The 16,836-nt window shown below is 38.3% G+C and carries 19 protein-coding genes; 11 read left to right on the top strand and 8 right to left on the bottom strand.

Going from position 1 to position 16,836, the window contains the following annotated elements:
• Positions 1 to 36: 36 nt before the first annotated feature.
• The 6 genes from X953_RS05355 to X953_RS05330 all read left to right on the top strand — a co-directional run bounded on the left by X953_RS05355 (position 37) and on the right by X953_RS05330 (position 6,658).
• A complete protein-coding gene (locus X953_RS05355; protein ID WP_040954681.1) occupies positions 37 to 1,767 on the top strand; it encodes an ABC transporter ATP-binding protein in 1,731 nt (576 codons plus the stop codon).
• Positions 1,757 to 3,577, top strand: a complete 1,821-nt coding sequence (locus X953_RS05350; RefSeq protein ID WP_040954680.1) for an ABC transporter ATP-binding protein — start codon at positions 1,757 to 1,759, stop codon at positions 3,575 to 3,577. Before X953_RS05355 ends, X953_RS05350 begins: the two co-directional genes overlap by 11 nt.
• A 67-nt stretch (positions 3,578 to 3,644) precedes the next feature.
• Complete coding sequence (locus X953_RS05345; RefSeq protein WP_040954679.1) at positions 3,645 to 4,373, top strand: esterase family protein; 729 nt, start codon at positions 3,645 to 3,647, stop codon at positions 4,371 to 4,373.
• Positions 4,374 to 4,528: 155 nt separating this feature from the next.
• A complete protein-coding gene (locus tag X953_RS05340) occupies positions 4,529 to 5,047 on the top strand; it encodes a YjcG family protein (RefSeq protein ID WP_040954678.1) in 519 nt (172 codons plus the stop codon).
• A complete protein-coding gene (locus X953_RS05335; RefSeq protein WP_040954677.1) occupies positions 5,044 to 5,466 on the top strand; it encodes a GNAT family N-acetyltransferase in 423 nt (140 codons plus the stop codon). The genes X953_RS05340 and X953_RS05335 overlap by 4 nt, the downstream gene beginning before the upstream one ends.
• A gap of 487 nt (positions 5,467 to 5,953) precedes the next feature.
• Positions 5,954 to 6,658: a DUF421 domain-containing protein gene (locus X953_RS05330; protein ID WP_040954676.1), complete on the top strand. Its 705-nt coding sequence runs from the start codon at positions 5,954 to 5,956 to the stop codon at positions 6,656 to 6,658.
• 42 nt (positions 6,659 to 6,700) lie between these two features.
• Here X953_RS05330 and X953_RS05325 read toward each other — a convergent pair whose 3' ends face one another.
• The 3 genes from X953_RS05325 to X953_RS05315 form a co-directional block, all read right to left on the bottom strand.
• Positions 6,701 to 6,949, bottom strand: coding sequence for a hypothetical protein (locus X953_RS05325; protein ID WP_040954675.1), 249 nt, complete (start codon positions 6,947 to 6,949; stop codon positions 6,701 to 6,703).
• 102 nt (positions 6,950 to 7,051) lie between these two features.
• On the bottom strand, positions 7,052 to 7,276 hold the full coding sequence (locus X953_RS05320; protein ID WP_040954674.1) for a hypothetical protein: 225 nt from the start codon (positions 7,274 to 7,276) through the stop codon (positions 7,052 to 7,054).
• Between the two features lie 45 nt (positions 7,277 to 7,321).
• A complete protein-coding gene (locus tag X953_RS05315) occupies positions 7,322 to 7,558 on the bottom strand; it encodes a hypothetical protein (RefSeq protein ID WP_040954673.1) in 237 nt (78 codons plus the stop codon).
• A gap of 202 nt (positions 7,559 to 7,760) precedes the next feature.
• Here X953_RS05315 and X953_RS05310 point away from each other — a divergent pair, with 202 nt between their 5' ends.
• Positions 7,761 to 8,216 carry a CotY/CotZ family spore coat protein gene (locus tag X953_RS05310; RefSeq protein WP_040954672.1) on the top strand — a complete coding sequence of 152 codons (456 nt, stop codon included), beginning with the start codon at positions 7,761 to 7,763 and terminating at the stop codon, positions 8,214 to 8,216.
• Positions 8,217 to 8,274: 58 nt separating this feature from the next.
• Here X953_RS05310 and X953_RS05305 read toward each other — a convergent pair whose 3' ends face one another.
• Together X953_RS05305 and mgtE are read right to left on the bottom strand one after the other, a co-directional pair.
• Positions 8,275 to 8,823, bottom strand: a complete 549-nt coding sequence (locus tag X953_RS05305; RefSeq protein WP_040954671.1) for a CotO family spore coat protein — start codon at positions 8,821 to 8,823, stop codon at positions 8,275 to 8,277.
• 827 nt (positions 8,824 to 9,650) lie between these two features.
• Complete coding sequence (mgtE, locus tag X953_RS05300) at positions 9,651 to 11,033, bottom strand: magnesium transporter (protein ID WP_040954670.1); 1,383 nt, start codon at positions 11,031 to 11,033, stop codon at positions 9,651 to 9,653.
• Between the two features lie 178 nt (positions 11,034 to 11,211).
• Between mgtE and prpE the strand changes: the two genes are divergently transcribed.
• Positions 11,212 to 11,952: a bis(5'-nucleosyl)-tetraphosphatase PrpE gene (prpE, locus tag X953_RS05295; RefSeq protein WP_040954669.1), complete on the top strand. Its 741-nt coding sequence runs from the start codon at positions 11,212 to 11,214 to the stop codon at positions 11,950 to 11,952.
• Here the strand turns inward: prpE and X953_RS05290 are convergent.
• The 3 genes from X953_RS05290 to X953_RS05280 are packed head-to-tail and all read right to left on the bottom strand — an operon-like array spanning position 11,936 to position 14,303.
• Positions 11,936 to 12,829: an RluA family pseudouridine synthase gene (locus X953_RS05290; RefSeq protein ID WP_040954668.1), complete on the bottom strand. Its 894-nt coding sequence runs from the start codon at positions 12,827 to 12,829 to the stop codon at positions 11,936 to 11,938. The genes prpE and X953_RS05290 overlap by 17 nt on opposite strands.
• 25 nt (positions 12,830 to 12,854) lie before the next feature.
• On the bottom strand, positions 12,855 to 13,658 hold the full coding sequence (locus tag X953_RS05285; protein WP_040954667.1) for an NAD kinase: 804 nt from the start codon (positions 13,656 to 13,658) through the stop codon (positions 12,855 to 12,857).
• 36 nt (positions 13,659 to 13,694) lie between these two features.
• A complete protein-coding gene (locus tag X953_RS05280) occupies positions 13,695 to 14,303 on the bottom strand; it encodes a GTP pyrophosphokinase family protein (protein ID WP_040954666.1) in 609 nt (202 codons plus the stop codon).
• A 299-nt stretch (positions 14,304 to 14,602) separates the two neighbouring features.
• Here X953_RS05280 and X953_RS05275 point away from each other — a divergent pair, with 299 nt between their 5' ends.
• The 3 genes from X953_RS05275 to X953_RS05265 all read left to right on the top strand — a co-directional run bounded on the left by X953_RS05275 (position 14,603) and on the right by X953_RS05265 (position 16,609).
• The gene (locus X953_RS05275) at positions 14,603 to 15,169 is read left to right on the top strand and encodes a CYTH domain-containing protein (protein WP_040954665.1); all 567 of its coding nucleotides are present in this window, start codon (positions 14,603 to 14,605) and stop codon (positions 15,167 to 15,169) included.
• Between the two features lie 148 nt (positions 15,170 to 15,317).
• On the top strand, positions 15,318 to 15,698 hold the full coding sequence (locus X953_RS05270) for a globin (RefSeq protein WP_040954664.1): 381 nt from the start codon (positions 15,318 to 15,320) through the stop codon (positions 15,696 to 15,698).
• A gap of 17 nt (positions 15,699 to 15,715) precedes the next feature.
• The gene (locus X953_RS05265; RefSeq protein ID WP_040954663.1) at positions 15,716 to 16,609 is read left to right on the top strand and encodes a ClpXP adapter SpxH family protein; all 894 of its coding nucleotides are present in this window, start codon (positions 15,716 to 15,718) and stop codon (positions 16,607 to 16,609) included.
• Positions 16,610 to 16,836: the final 227 nt, after the last annotated feature.

The following is a 16,836-nucleotide window of genomic DNA, read 5'->3' as shown; positions in this document are numbered from 1 at the left end:
AGTTAGAAATTTTGCATTCAAATATGGAGGTTCAGCATGAGAACAGTTCTTTCCTATATTAAACCATATAAATTTGCTGCTATTTTTGCATTTCTTTTAATGCTTATTGAGCTGGCGGTTGAGTTATTACTCCCGTTTTTCCTAGGTAAAATGATTAATGATGGTGTTGTTACGAAGGACATGTCCAATATTGTGATGTGGGGCAGCATTATGATAGGTCTTGCCTTCACTGCATTTATCGCAGGTATCATTAACTCCTTTTATGCATCACATGCTGCTTGGGGATTTGCCCATGATATAAGGGAAAAGCTATTTGCTAAAATCCAGGCTTTTTCCTTTGCAAGCTTGAATAAGTTTCCGACATCTGGGCTGGTCACTCGATTTACTAATGATGTTCGTCAGGTACAAAACACTATATTCATGGCACTAAGGATTATGGCTAAGGCGCCACTCATCGTAATTGGTGGGGTCATCATGGCATTTGTCGTGGATGCACGGTTAGCATTTATTTTCCTTATTACAGTACCATTGCTTGTTGGATTTATTTTATGGGTGTTGAAAGTCGCCAGTAAAATGTTTGACCAGGTACAGACAAAAGTCGATCAAGTGAACCGTGTTATGCAGGAAAATTTGGCCGGCATGCGTTTAATTAAGGCATTCTTTCGTCGTGAACATGAAGAATCCCGTTTTACTACTTCAAATGAAGAACTGGCGACAGAGACACGACGGACCTTCCGTTTTGTGGAAGCATCCATGCCTGTCTTGTTATTCGTAATGAATTTAAGCCTGATTTTTATAATCTGGTATGGAAACGCCCAGGCAATTGCAGGTCAAACATCTGTTGGTGATGTTGTGACGATCGTCAACTATGCTATGCGTGTAGCTATGTCCATTTCCATGTTTACATTTATCATTATGGCTTTTTCCCGCATGCGTGCATCTGCCAATCGATTGGAAGCTGTGCTTGCCGAGGAGGTTGCTTCAGAAACGAATGAAAATGCCAACAAGGAAGTAACAGTTACAGAAGGGAAAATTTCCTTCAATGAAGTATCTTTCGCGTATCCTACCGCAAAGGAAATAGTACTTAAAAATATTTCCTTTACAGTAAATCCAGGCGAGAAGCTCGCAATTATCGGGGCCACCGGTGCTGGAAAAACTTCGCTATTCCAGTTGATTCCACGCTTGTTTGATACAACAAAAGGAGAAGTTCATATTGATGATCAGCTCGTGGATACTTACACATTAGATCATCTTCGTGGAAGTATTGGTTTTGTGCCGCAAAGTCCTTTGCTTTTTACTGGTTCCATTACCGAGAATATTGCATGGGGAAAGCAGGATGCTACAAAAAATGAAATTATCCAAGCAGCGAAGGATGCTCAAATCCATGATACGATCATGGACTTACCTAATCAGTATGATACCAAAATCGGTCAAAAAGGGGTCAATCTTTCAGGTGGGCAAAAGCAGCGTATTTCCATTGCACGTGCATTAATTCGCGAACCAAAAATTCTTATGCTGGATGATAGTACAAGTGCACTCGACCTCGCAACAGAATCTCGCTTACTGGAAGCAGTAGATGACTATGATTGCACTATCCTGATTATTACTCAAAAGATATCAACTGCAACAAGTGCGGATCGCATTTTACTAATGGATGAAGGAAATGTATTGGCACTTGGAACACATCAAGAACTATTAAAACAGTCAGAGCTTTATAGACGCATCGTAGAATCTCAGTTTGGAAAGGAGTATGCATATGCGGAATAATTCATTCACAGAGCCTTTTCAATATAAGCGAATTCCCTTAGAAAAACTTTCCAAGGAGAAAAAACGGAAAGCAAATGATGCCAAAGGAACCATTAAGCGAATTACTTCCTATTTGATGCGGGAAAAAACAAAACTGGCACTAGTTATTTTCATGGTCGTTCTTAGCTCTGGGCTTAGTTTACTTGGTCCATTCATGATTGGGATGGCCATCGATGATTTCATCGTTACAAAACAAACGGCCGGCTTAGGCATTCTCTTAGTATGGCTTATTGTCATCTATCTTTTCCATTCCCTATCCATCTTTTTGCAGAATTATTGGATGGTAGGGATTGCACAAAATACGGTTTATTCATTAAGAAAGGATTTATTCTACCAGTTTCACCGCTTGCCCATTTCTTATTTTGACAAGAGGCAGCATGGGGAACTAATGAGTCGGATTACCAATGATATTGATAACGTAAATAACACGCTAAACCAATCGGTGATTCAGATTTTTTCCAGTGTACTAACTTTGGTTGGTACAATTGGAGTAATGCTATATCTAAGTCCAATTTTGACCGTTGTGACCATGTCCATTATTCCATTAATGTTTCTTGGCATGCGCTGGATCACCAAGCGTACAGGTCCTTTATATAAATTACAGCAAAAAGATCTTGGTGAAGTAAATGGCTATGTAGAGGAAATTGTATCCGGACAGTTAATAGTAAAAGCTTTTTCTCAGGAAGAACGAGTAATTGGAGAATTTGAAGAGCGAAATTCAAATTTAAACCGATCTGGGTTTTGGGCTTTGACTATTTCCGGGTTTATTCCGAAAGTAATGAACATGCTGAACTTCCTTAGCTTTGGATTAATTGCTCTTGTGGGTGGTATTTTGGCCATTAAGGGGTTCATTACTGTTGGTGTCATTGTCATTTTCACCGAATACGCACGTCAGTTTACCAGGCCATTGAATGAGTTGTCCAACCAGTTCAATATCCTTCTTTCAGCCATTGCTGGTGCGGAACGGGTTTTCCAAGTCATTGATGAACCTCAAGAAGAAGCAGATGAAGATAGTGCTATTGAATTAAATACAACCAATGGACATATTGTTTTTGATCATGTTTCCTTCGGTTACGAGGAAGATGCCATTTTAAAGGATATTAGCTTTGAGGCGAAACCTGGTGAAACCGTTGCTTTTGTCGGCCATACAGGGGCGGGAAAAACCACGATAATAAATTTAATTTCCCGTTTTTACAATTATGATGAAGGTAATATAAAACTTGATGGACATGACTTAAAAGATATTAAACGTTCCAATCTCCGGAAACACATGGCTTTTGTACTGCAGGACTCCTTTCTTTTCCATGCTACAATAATGGAAAATATCCGTTATGGCCGCTTGGAAGCAACCGATCAGGAGGTAATTCAAGCTGCAAAGGATGCCAATGCACATGATTTTATTGAAAAACTTCCTGATGGCTACGATACTGTTCTGGATCAAACTGGTAGCGGGATCAGCCAGGGACAGAAGCAGCTGTTAACCATTGCTCGTGCTTTATTAGCAGAGCCTGCCATATTAGTTCTTGATGAAGCAACAAGTAATATTGATACCATTACCGAATTAAAAATTCAAGAAGCACTAACATACCTCATGGAGGGGAGAACCAGTTTTGTTGTAGCACACCGCTTGAATACCATCCAAGAAGCGGATAAAATTATCATGCTGGAGCACGGAAAGATTATTGAAGCAGGCAGCCATGATGAACTACTCGCACAAGAAGGCAACTACTACCAACTTTATCAGGGGCAATTATTGGAAAAAGCAAACTAGGATCCTCTACAGGTTTAGAATGGAAATGATTAGGGAACTAACAAGAGAAAGTTTAGAGGTGTTATACATGGGCAGAAAAGGAAAAATGATTGAAGAAACCATTGACAGCAAGTATTTAAATGAAACAATGACATTAAAAATGTATCAGCCGGAAACATTCTCTCCATTGTATAAGTACAATATTTGCATCATGCAAGATGGAAATGATTACTTTCAAATGGGGAGGATAGCCACACTTAGTGACAGACTTCATGAGGCGGAGGAAATCACCAACACTGTCTTTGTAGGCATTCATTATAAGGATAAATTTGATCGCAGGGAGAAATATCATCCAAGTGGAAAACAAAATCAGGCTTACACCAAATTTCTTGTAAATGAGGTGGTGCCACTGTTGGATGACATTCTTCCAACCTATCACATGGGGCAGTCAAGAGCATTAATGGGAGATTCTCTTGCTGGTACACTTGCCTTTATGACGGCTTTAAAATACCCGAACACATTTGGAAAAGTAATTATGCAATCTCCTTATGTAGATGAAACTGTGTTGGATGCACTGGAATATGCCAAAGACATCCATGGCATCGACATTTACCATACGATTGGCACAGACGAAACAGATGTGGACACGACAGATGGAAAGCAAATGGATTTTGTTAAGCCGAATCGCGAACTAAATGAAGCATTAAAAGAGAAAGGTTTAACGTATACGTATTATGAACTCGAGGACGGTCAACATACGTGGAAATATTGGCAAAAGGATATGAAGCGATTATTAACAACCATGTTTGATGGATAAATTTATTTGAATAAACACAAAAAAATCTCTTATTTTTAAGTTTTTTGTTATAATAGGAAATAACTTCAATCAATAATACCGTTAAAAGAAGAAATTAAAACAACGAGCACTGACTACCATGAAGTAAGTAAAACTACAATAGGAGGTTTTTCATTATGAAATATGGTATCGTTATTTTTCCGTCTAAAACCATTCAAGATGAAGCAAATTCTTACAGGAAGCGTTATGACCCACATTATGCTTTAATTCCACCACACATTACTTTAAAAGAAGCCTTTACAGCTGATGAAAAGACATTAGATGAATTAGTTGTGGAATTAAAGAAAATCGCGAATGAGTCAGATCCTTTTACTATTAATATTAATAAGGTAAGCACATTTTCACCAGTAACGAACACCATCTACCTAAAAGTAGAACCAAAACAGGAATTAATTGATTTATACGATAAAATGCATGAAGGAAAATTCCCAAAAAATCAAGAATATGCCTTTGTTCCACATATTACAATTGCACAAAAACTTCTTGATGACGAATATTCAGATGTATTTGGCAGTTTAAATATGAAGAAATTTGAAATGGAAGACACCATCGATCGTTTTCAATTAATGTATCAATTGGATAATGGTTCTTGGACTGTATATGAATCATTTGTGTTTGGAAAGGAAAGCCTGTGAAAATAAAAAAAGTAGAAAATCAACAAGAGTTAGAGCAAGCATATAATGTTCGCATGGTTGTATTTGTGGATGAGCAACAAGTTTCTCCTGAAGAGGAAATGGATGAAAATGATGCACATTCCATTCATTTTGTAGGCTACGAAGGGGCTGAGCCAATTGCTGCCAGTCGCCTTCGTTTTGTTGATACATATGGGAAATTAGAACGGATCTGTATCTTGAAAGAACATCGAGGGAAATCCTTTGGCCGGCAAATGATCGAAGCAATGGAAAGAGAAATTGCAGCCCAAGGCTATCAGAAAGCAAAACTTAATGGGCAAATACAAGCAGAGAATTTTTACAAAAAATTAGGATATCAAACCGTATCCGATGTATTCATGGATGCAGGGATTCCACATGTAACCATGGTAAAGGAATTATAAAAAGCTGCTGGGACATAACTAAATAATGCTATTCTTAAAAGGAACATTCTAAAGTGTGGGATAACAACGCTTCGCTTTCCGTGGGCGCTGCTAAGCCTCCTCGTGCTACGCACTCCGGGGTCTTACCTAGGCTTTTTCTCCCACAGGAGTCTGCGCATTTTTCCTCCGCTAATTACAAAAATAAATCCGAACCATGATTCATTAGTAGTACGAATCGGTTCGGATTTTCAATGTATAGAAATTCTTTTGTCCCCTCCTCTTTTATAGCACAATAATTAAATTGTCCTACTGCCGAGTAGCCTTCTTAAGGCGAATTATTTCCTCCTACTCCCGATTGGCCACTTCTACAGCAGTCACCTGCTATATCAAAAACCTAATGATATTATCCACGCATCTCAGAGTTTTTTTGCTAATTTTTTATCCAGCGAATGAAAAGAATGGCTCTCGGTTAAGCTAAGCATAAATCGGCTTACAGGGGGATCTATTAATGCAGGAATATTTTTCCATGTTTTATGAAACTTTATTCGGTTTTTTTGCCTTGTTCATTTTAGCTAAAATATTAGGAAAAACCCAAATCTCACAGCTTACTCCATTCGACTTTATCTCCGCATTAATCCTTGGAGAGCTTGTAGGTAATGCACTTTTTGATGATGAAGCTGGAATTCCGGAAATAGCATTTGTAATTGCTCTTTGGGGCATTCTCTTATATATAACCGAAGTAACAACTCAAAAATTCAAGCGTACACGCTATTTACTTGAAGGGAATCCGGAAATCATTATCTATCAGGGCAAATTAATTCGGGATACAATGAAGAAGAATAATTTGGATGTTAATCAACTCCAAAACATGCTGCGTTCCAAGGATACATTTTCGATTCGGGAAGTGGAGTATGCATTATTGGAAACGGATGGGACAGTATCTGTCTTAAAGAAACCGGCTTACCAAATACCTACCAAGCATGATATGAATGTTTCTCAACCGGAAGTACATTTGTCCATTACTCTAATTAATGATGGAGAGATCATTTATGATAACTTAAAAGAGCATAACCTCTCTGAAAAATGGCTCATGGAAGAAATCAAAAAGCAAGGGTACGAGAAAACGGAGGATATTTTCTATGCAGAGTATATGAAAGGCAAGGATTTACTTGTCCTCCCTTTCATTAACAGAGAACACGTTAAATTTGATTAGGGGAGTATAAAAAAATCAAGGTTAATATTAACCTTGATTTTTTTATGCCATTTCGTTAAAAAACATACCTTTTCCTGTTACATTTGGCGGAGAATGTTGCTGGGAGGAATATGGGGTATGTTGATAATAACCGGGAGTCAATCGCTCGTGTTCTTTAGAAATTTCCTGATGCTCCTTTTCCAAAACTACTTTAAATGGTTTCTCAATATAAAACGGCTTTCGTTTTCTTTCCGTCATACGTGCATGATAATCACTGTACTGATAGTTATTTACTGGTAAAATATATCCCATTATTCTCCCTCCCTTATATTATTACTTGAATTATTATATTATTCGTATCATTCATCATTTATATATACCCTTTTCACAAAAAATTAATCCTATTTTTAAAAATTATTTCTCCATTTTTTTCTCCAATTCGTGGATCAACTTTTCAAAGGCAGAAATCTTATTCAAAAAACCTTTATTCCATATATCCATTTCTTTCTCTAGAGCAGCCTTTTCCGCATCCCATTCTGCCATCTTTTTCTCAGGTAACCGAAAGTACTTTTCGTTCTTATCTAAGTGCTTTTCAATAGCTTGGAAGTGCTTCGTCCATGGAATTGCTCGCTTACTCATATATGACACCTCCTAAAAAAAGCAACCAACGTGTGGTTGCTTCTTTTAAAACCAAAATGGCCTTCTTCGCTCTTCCTTATGCTCAGAGGCCTCTTCACTTTCATCATGATGGAATCTCTCTTCAGAGGATTCATTGTCTCTTTCTTCCCGATCGCTTCGTGGCGCCCTACCGAAGAATGGATCCACTTCACGAGGCCTTCTTTGATGAGTAGGTTCTATATATACATTGTCTGCCTTAATAATCAAATCTTTCACATGGATAACTTGTTTTTTCTCAGACATTTATGTTCCTCCTTACAAATTTATGGTCGATATTAGTCTATGTAGACATTATGAAATGGTATAGTCATTCGCCCGAATATAAACGAGATCAACAAGATATATGTCTTTGGTAATTCCCTACAAACGCCCACACACTATAAATGTAAACACATATTCTATTAAAGACAACTGAGTCAATAAATATTGAAAGGAGTTTTAATTTATGGGTTGTGGAAAAGAATTCTCAACAGGAAACTGTGTATGTGATATCCTAAAGGATATTGTAGAAGCGCAACAGGATGTAGTAGAAAATTGCTGTATAACGAGCTGCGAAAGGTCTATTAGTGATTTATTAGGGGAATCAGATAATGGGAATGGGTTAGATACAGTACCTGTTATTTTATACTGTAAAGATGGGTGTAAACCATTCAAAGGATTTGGTGCTGATCCAGACGATATCGGGGATATGATGGCAAGCTTCTTCTTCCGTGTTAAAAGAGTAGATGATGATTGCTGTGCGGTACTTGAATTACTAAGAGATCCACATGATAATAATCCGAATCCATGTGATCCTGTAGAACAGGATACAAAGCCTCTACGTGCAACTGGTATTTGCATTACAGTAGATTTGAATTGCTTCTGCCATGTCACTTGCCTGCCAGCAGTTAGCGCATTTTAATTAGAGATTAACATTATAAAACACCATGGGAATTACCCATGGTGTTTCTTTTTCCTAACTAAAAACCAATCATCCGGATTGCAAGAATATCAGTTATCGGAATTTCTGTATCACTGTTTCGCTTACCAACCCGCATTAAAACGATGTCATCCTTACTATCTTTAATCACCCCACGATAGTTACGTTTTTCCGTTCTCACTTCACAACGAAGATCAGGTGCATGAACAGGGGAGTTTACTAGATAATTAATTTTCTCTTCTATTGTCATATCTTTGAACTTTGTCTTTTCTCTTACAGATTGGTCTGTTTCTTTTATCTCGGTTTCTTTCTTTTTGGAGATTGCTTCATCTTCAGTAATTACTTTAGATTGGACATCTTCTTCTTTAGCGACAACGTTCATATCCTGCTTAAATTCTTCTGTGAAAAAGTTTCTTTTCTTTCTTACTGGATTCGGATTAATTTTAGTCGTTCCAGGTACATCTGCAGAGGCTGACTCTTTTCTTTCACTGGGTGAAATATATTGGTGTTGCATCGGTGCTTGTGGTCTTTCTACCTGTGGCTGATGAATATATAACATCGGGTCCTTCGCAAATTTCTTTCTTGCCATCATGTATCTCTCCCTTACATATCATTCCTCAGCATATTATATGAACCAAATAATTGAAATGTGTATTGGCCTATAGAGAGGGTTGGCCATAAATAACATTAAATTTTTAGTTCTATTGCAAATGTGGGGAACAAACTTTTCCCGTCTACGCAGGTGGAGTAAACTGCAACTAGAGGAAACTTTTATAATTAATAAGCCACTGTAGAAAGCGGATAAACCCATTGATTTCCATTACAGATGGACGCTTTCCGCCGGCATGGCTTCAGCCGCTTCCTCCGCTACGCTCCGTCCAGGGTCTTCACCTCATGCTATTCCGGCTGGAGTCGCCATCTTCCATTCCAATCAATTTGTATGAGGTTTAAACTGCAGAATACAGCGTAGTGCCCCCCTAAGAACCAGATAGGCTTAGACCAACAAACTTGTACGCGAAATACATTTCAGCTTCTAATAATAACCTAATACTTTTAGAGAAGTTACTCTGAGCGGAGGAAAATACGGAGACTTCTGGGGGAGATGAGGCATAGGTGAGACCCCGGAATGCGTTAGCATGAGGAGGCTCATCAGCCGCCCCCGAAAAGCGCAGTGTTTTCCGTAGCGGGGGGAATAGCCAGATTCAATAATTCTGCGAGCTTTCCATCAACAAAGTCACTTTTCATACTCTAAACATAAACAGTTAGTTCGCATTTTATTCATTTTGCGAATCAATGGGTAACCCTAAACGTATATATTAAAAAACCATATTTCCGAACGACTAAAAAACCGAGTTCATGAGAAATATATCTAAACATTCCTCGGAACTCGGTTTTTTCTTCTATCCTGCAACTTTTTCAAACAAGAAAACCCATAAATGCAGTGGCCATTCCAAAATAAATCAATACAGAGATAATATCATTAATTGTAGTGATAAATGGGCCAGATGCTACGGCAGGGTCAATATTCATTTTATCCATCAAAACAGGTACAAAAGAACCTGCAATAGTTGCGACCACAAGAGAAGCTGTGATGGAAAATCCAACTAGTAGCCCTAGGTAAATATCCCCTTTCCATAGGTAGACAATACCTGTGATTACTATTCCACAGACAGTACCAGTAATTACGCCCGTACCAGCCTCTCGAATAATCAGTTTAATCTTCCCTTGCTTTCCATAATCCCCTGTTGCCAAACCTCTTACAGCAACAGCAAGAGCTTGGGTACCTGTATTACCCGCCATTCCTGCAATAAGCGGGATAAAGATTGCCAGAACAGCGACTTGGTCAAGTGTTTCTTCAAATCGGCCAATCAAGCTTGCTGTAAGCATACCTAAAAATGATAGTATAATTAGCCAAGGCAATCTTTTTTTAGCTGAGAGAAACGCACTATCGTCGGGGCGATCAATCTCAGATACCCCAGCAAGCTTGGAATAGTCATCACTTGCTTCTTCATCCATGACGTCCAAGATATCATCGACAGTGATAATTCCTAATAGGTGCTCTTGAAAGTCAACAACAGGTAATGCAAGAAAATCGTAGTCCCTGATCATCTGTGCAACATCCTCTTGGTCTTTCCCAACAGATACAGCTACAATCTTCTCACTCATAATCTCTTCAATCCGAGTCTCTTCATCTGCAATAATTAAGTCTCTTAAGGAAAGCACACCAACAAGTCGTTTTTCTTCATCAAGTACATATAGATAATAAATGGTCTCCGCATCAGGTGCTTCTTCCTTGAGAAGCTGCATCGCTTGTCTAGCGGAGTTTGTTTTATAAATAGCCACAAACTCTGTTGTCATAATACTTCCTGCCGTTTTTTCTTCATAATGCAGGAGTTGTTTAATTTCGTCTGCAGCATCTTTATCCATGATGGTCAGGAAGCTTGCTACCTGATCCTTTTCCAATTCATTTAATATATCTACCGCGTTATCTGCTGCCATTTTTTCTAAAACCATGGAGGCGAAACGCGGATCCATTTCTGTGATGTAGGAGGTTGTATCCTCCAGCTCGATACTTTCCATAATTTCAGCTATTTCATCTGGAGATAAATAGGAATAAATTTGCAGGCGGATGTTTTTCTCTTGTTCCATAAAAAACATTGCTTGGTCATATGGGTGCATGTCCATAAATTCAGTTCGAAATTCTTCCAGATTTTCATTCGCTAACTCTTGTTGTAATTTTTCCCAATGAACTTCATATTGTGATTCATAGTTTTCGTCATATCGGTTTGCGGATTCCATTTTATACACCCTTTCGTCAAACAGAAAGCCTACGTATTCAAATTCCCTAATTAATTGTTACTGAAACAGTCCATACTATTCCCGTGGCTGTATATTCGCCTCGATAATAATAATTCAATTTTATTATGAAATCAACTATAATTACAGAAATATACATCCTATAAAGGTGGTCAGGATAATGAAAATTGATGTTATTGGCGACGTTCATGGTTGCCTGGAGGAATTACAAGAATTACTTCAAAAGCTAGGATATCGTAAAACTGACACAACATACACGCATCCCGAAGGAAGAATACCTGTCTTTCTTGGTGACATTACAGATCGTGGGCCCGCCTCCATTAAGGTGATACAGCTTGTTTACGAAATGGTAATTGCAACGAAAAAAGCTTATTATGTTCCAGGAAATCATTGCAACAAGCTATACCGCTATTTCCTTGGGAATAAAGTGAAGCAAAACAACGGGTTAGAAACGACTGTAGCTGAATTCAAATCACTTTCAGATGACAAGCAAAAGGAAATTCGAAATCAGTTCATGCAGTTGTACGAAGCAGCTGAGCTCTATCTGCAGCTTCCAGAAGTCCATGCTGTAATCGCACATGCAGGGATTAAGGCTTCCTATATTGGGAGAACGGATAAAAAAGTTAAAACCTTTGTCCTGTATGGAGATATTACTGGTGAAAAACATGAGGATGGCCGACCTGTAAGACGGGATTGGGCACAACTTTATCATGGTGATGACTGGATTGTATATGGGCATACACCAGTCAAAAAACCACGAATTGTTAATAAAACCATTAACATTGACACTGGCTGTGTTTTTGGGAATGCATTGACAGCTTTTCGTCTGCCAGAAGAAACAACCATTACAATTCCCTCAAAACAGCCTTTTATTGAAGAGAAATTTAACTCTTTTGATTAGTTCTGTGCACCATTGCCTGCATATCTGCCGGTAGTGGTGCACAGAACTGCATTTGCTTTTTTGTAAAAGGGTGTACAAAGGATAGCTCATCGCAATGGAGAGCCTGCCTGTTCATCCATTGTTTCGACCCCCCATAGAGATCATCTCCCGCCAGTGGATACCCCATATAAGAAAAGTGGACCCTAATCTGATGTGTCCTTCCTGTTTCTAGCTGAACATCAGCAAGAGAATGCTCTATCCATTCCTTGGTAATTCGATAATGCGTGATTGCATGTTTACCATCTTCTACGACCGTTCTTTCAATAATCGAGCCTTCTTTTCTTCCGATAGGATAATCTATAATCCCATTTTTCTCAGGCAAGTGCCCTTGTAAAATTGCTTTATATTTCCTTTTCACTGCTCCTGTTTGTTGTTGGACTGACAATAAAGAATGACTGTAACGGTGCTTTGCAACAAGCATCAATCCGGAAGTATCCCTGTCCAGACGGGTAACAATATGAATAGTATAAGGAATGTCCATTTTTTCATAGTAACCAAGCAGTGCATTGGCAACCGTTCCGGAAGTATGTTGATAGGAGGGACTAACTGGCATTCCGGCAGATTTATTCAATACGAGAAGTCCGTCATCCTCATACACAATATCCACCGGAATTTCTTCCGCCTTCATATAGCTCCCCTTTTGCTCAGGAGGAAATAAGATCGACAACGTATCTCCTGCAGATAATTTAAATGTAACAGTTTCCGGATTCCCATTAACGAGTAACTCTCCACCGTCATATTTCAAAGCCTTCATAATTCTTTTGGAAAAGCCTTGGACCTCTTGTAAATAGTCCCGAATTAGCTTTCCATCATAGAAAGGTTCGATCTTCCATTCCATGTATACTCATTCGCTTTCTCTATTATTAGTCATCTTCTTCTGCCACAAAGGAATCCCGTACACGATTCCAGAATGGAAATGGCCGGAATCTTGCAAAGCGGACTCTTTCCTCTGCAACTCGACATTGAATGGATTTCACATTCACATAGTTTGTTGTAAAGTGATCAATTGCAATTAAAAAGCTGCGGTCAACCATTGGCTTTAAAAGCGCGGTATGGTGTTTCGGCAAAATTAATGGCGATCCGATCGTCCGGAATACCCGATTATTAATTGATGCCATTTCTGTTAGTTGGATAGCATCTAAGGAAGGATGGATAATCCCTCCCCCTAATGCTTTGTTATACGCTGTACTTCCTGAAGGTGTAGAAACACACAAACCGTCTCCGCGGAAGGTCTCAAAATGTTCTCCCTTAATTTCCACATCGAACACGACCGATCCGTCAGCAGTTTTTATCGTAGCTTCGTTTAAAGCTAGAAAACGGTCCTCTGTTCCTCCTGTTTTGGAACGGATAGTTACCTCTAATAATGGGTATTCCACCACTTGAAAAGGTGTTTTGGCTATTTCAATGATGAGCTTTTCAACTTCATCTGGAACCCAATCCGCATAAAAACCTAAATGCCCTGTATGTACTCCAATAAAGGCGGTGGAGTCTAGGCGGTGGACATAGCGATGGAAAGCTTCCAAGAGCGTACCATCTCCACCAACTGAAATAACAAGGTCCGGCTCTTTTCGATCATATTCCAAATCAAATTCAATTAAATACTGCTTCATCGTTGCTTTTATCCTATTGGAGCGCTCATCGCCTTTTGATACAATTTTAAATTTCATTTTCTAATCATCCCCCTTTATGAGCGTTTGCCACTATTATTTTCTATGGAATATTCGTTGTGCTTCTTGGACTTCATGTTTTATTGCAGACATTTCTTCATCTAGTTTGAATGCTGCTTCTGCAGCTCGCTGTAATCTTTCCTTAATTTCTGTTGGAATTCTTCCTTTATACTTATAATTAAGGGAATGTTCATTTGTAGCCCAGAAATTCATTGCCAATGTTCGAATTTGTATTTCTGCAATTATTTTTTTCATTCCATCAATTGTTTCCACCGGATAATCAATTATGATGTGATAGGACCGATAACCACTGTCTTTCTTTTCTGATATATAATCCTTTTCCTCGATAATGTTAAAATCTTGTCGGGAACGAATCATTTTAACAACTGTATAGATATCGTCCACAAATTGACATACGACTCGTACACCAGCTATATCCTGCATATCCCGGTCAATATTTTCAAGACAAATCCCTCTTGCTTCCGCTTTTTCCAAAATGCTTGGAATTGGTTTTACTCTACCGGTTATAAACTCAATCGGCGAGTGTCTTGATTCATATTCAAATTGTTTGCGAATACCTTTTAATTTTATTTTCAGTTCTTCAACCACCTGTGCATAAGGCGCTAATTTTGCTCCCCAATTCATTATCTACACCACCTGTTTTTCAGGTCTTCAGTTGTAAGAAAAGCATATGTGTCATCATCGACTCTAATAAAGGAAATACTTGGAAATAAAGTGACGCTATCAGCTACGTATAGTTAGGCTTAATTTTGATGCTGACAACGAGCTTAACAGCATATATTCTTACATTAAAAAGTTTGACTAAACACCTGTCTGTTTCATCCCCATTATTGTATCATAATCTTCCACAATGGCTAATCATTGCATATTTATTTTAAATTAGCCATAATCAATAGTAACCTTTTTTAGATGGGGGAATACTAGTGGCACAAGAAATTGAAATCGAATATAAAAATCTACTTACAGAAGATGAATATAATCATCTGTTAACTCATTTACCTTTTACGAATCCTATTCAAACACAGACCAATCATTATTTTGAAACAAAGGATTTTGCCTTAAAGAAAAACGGATGTGCATTACGAATCAGAGAAAAAAACGGACAGTATAAACTTACATTAAAAGAGCCACATTCGACAGGTCTGCTGGAAACACATGATAATTTAATACACGATGAAGCAAAACAATGGATGGAAGACGCACCAATCCCCAAACCTCACACAATGGCACAATTAATGAAAAAAGGAATAGCTGTTGAGGAACTCCATTACTTTGGAAGTCTTATAACGGAGCGAAACGAAATAGAATATCAAGACATTGTACTTGTCCTTGACTACAGCACATATAATGGAGTAACTGACTACGAGCTGGAACTCGAAGCCAGTTCAGAAACATTGGGAGAAATGAGATTCAATCAAATTCTCAAGGACTTTCAAATTCCTAAAAGACCTACACCAAATAAAATACAACGTTTTTTCAAAACACTATAAGACGTTAAAAAGTAACTTTAAATCAGATTAGTTGCCCAGGTCCATTTACGTTGCTACAATATATACAATTAAGGCTTGTTGTCCTATGGAGAACGAAGCGCTTGATTATTTTTAACTACATTTATAATTTATACTAGGAGTAATGTTGATGAATAGACCTGGTTCTATATATGAGGCCATTGGTGGTGCGGAGGCCATTCACCGGATTGTGCAAGCATTTTATAAACGAGTGGGAGTCCATCCCAAACTTATACCTATATTTCCAGAGGACTTAACTGAGACTGCACGAAAACAAACGTTATTTCTCACTCAATTCTTTGGTGGGCCCCCTCTTTTTTCCGAGGAACGTGGTCATCCAATGATGCGAAGAAGACACCTACCATTTGAAATAACTCCAACACGCCGTGATGCTTGGCTTGAATGTATGAACGAAGCGCTTGAAGAAGCTGAAATTGAAGAACCGTACCGTACAGCTATATTTGAAAAATTGACCCTAACAGCAAATCACATGATGAACACACCAGAATAGGAGAAAGGAGAATCGATGTGAGTGGGAATTCAAGTGAGCTTCAAGGCTCAACCTGTACAAACACATCGCTGAAATATAGCTATATCGATTTAGTCCAGAAGCCAATTGAAATGTATGTTTTTGTTGACCCTCTTTGCCCGGAATGCTGGTCGCTGGAACCCTATATCAAAAAGCTGACGATTGAATATGGACGATTTTTCACCATACAACCCATTGTCAGTGGGCATTTAAATCATCTAAACAAAGATCAGTTCGATAAACCAATTAAGCTCCGGGATATATGGGAAAAAACGGCAAAGCGAACCGGAATGAGTTGTGATGGCGATATTTGGATTGATAATCCTATTTCCTCTCCTTGGATCGCGTCCTTGGCAGTTAAAGCTGCTGAGCTTCAAGGTAAAAAAGCAGGTAAGGTATTTTTGCGCAGAATTCAAGAAAATGCCTTTTTAAATAAACTGAATATCTCTGAAAAAGATGTTCTGCTACAATGTGCGCAGGAAGCAAATCTGGATGTTAATGAATTTGAAAACGACTTATATTCTGCATCTGCAAAAAAAGCCTTCCAATGTGACTTAAAATTAACCCAAGAGATGGAAGTCGATTATATTCCTACAATTGTATTTTTTAATCAGATGAGTGACGACCAAGGGATTAAAATATCCGGCTTATATCCATATGATATCTATGTAAGGGTATTAAAAGAGATACTGCAAAAATCGCCTATTCCATCTGAGAAGCCGCCTTTGGAAGATTTTGTAGCCATGTATGGCAGTATTGCTACAAAAGAAGTAGCAGTTGTCTATGATTGGACGGTAGCAAAGGCCGAAAAAGAAATGAAAAAGCTGCAGTTAAAAAGGAAGGTTAGCAAGCTTCCAGCAAAATACGGGAATTTTTGGAACTATTTATTGTAAAGTGAGCCGATGTAAGGCTCATTTTTTATTTATAAGGAAAGCGTTTAGCTTTACTGCATTTTTGTCAATAAGAGCTACTTCCCGCGTATGTTGGGCTATTTTGATTCTAAAAAAGATGGAAATTAGATAATCCATATTTGGCCAGTGTACAGATGTAATTGAGGAGAAAATTTAAATAGAAGTATTCGTTCAGATTATCACATACTTTTGGAAATAAAATAAGGATA

The sequence above is a fragment of the Virgibacillus sp. SK37 genome (assembly GCF_000725285.1).
GTDB lineage: Bacteria > Bacillota > Bacilli > Bacillales > Amphibacillaceae > Virgibacillus_Q.
Note: the sequence above shows the minus strand (reverse complement) of the source record. Positions and strands in the feature narration are given on the sequence as shown.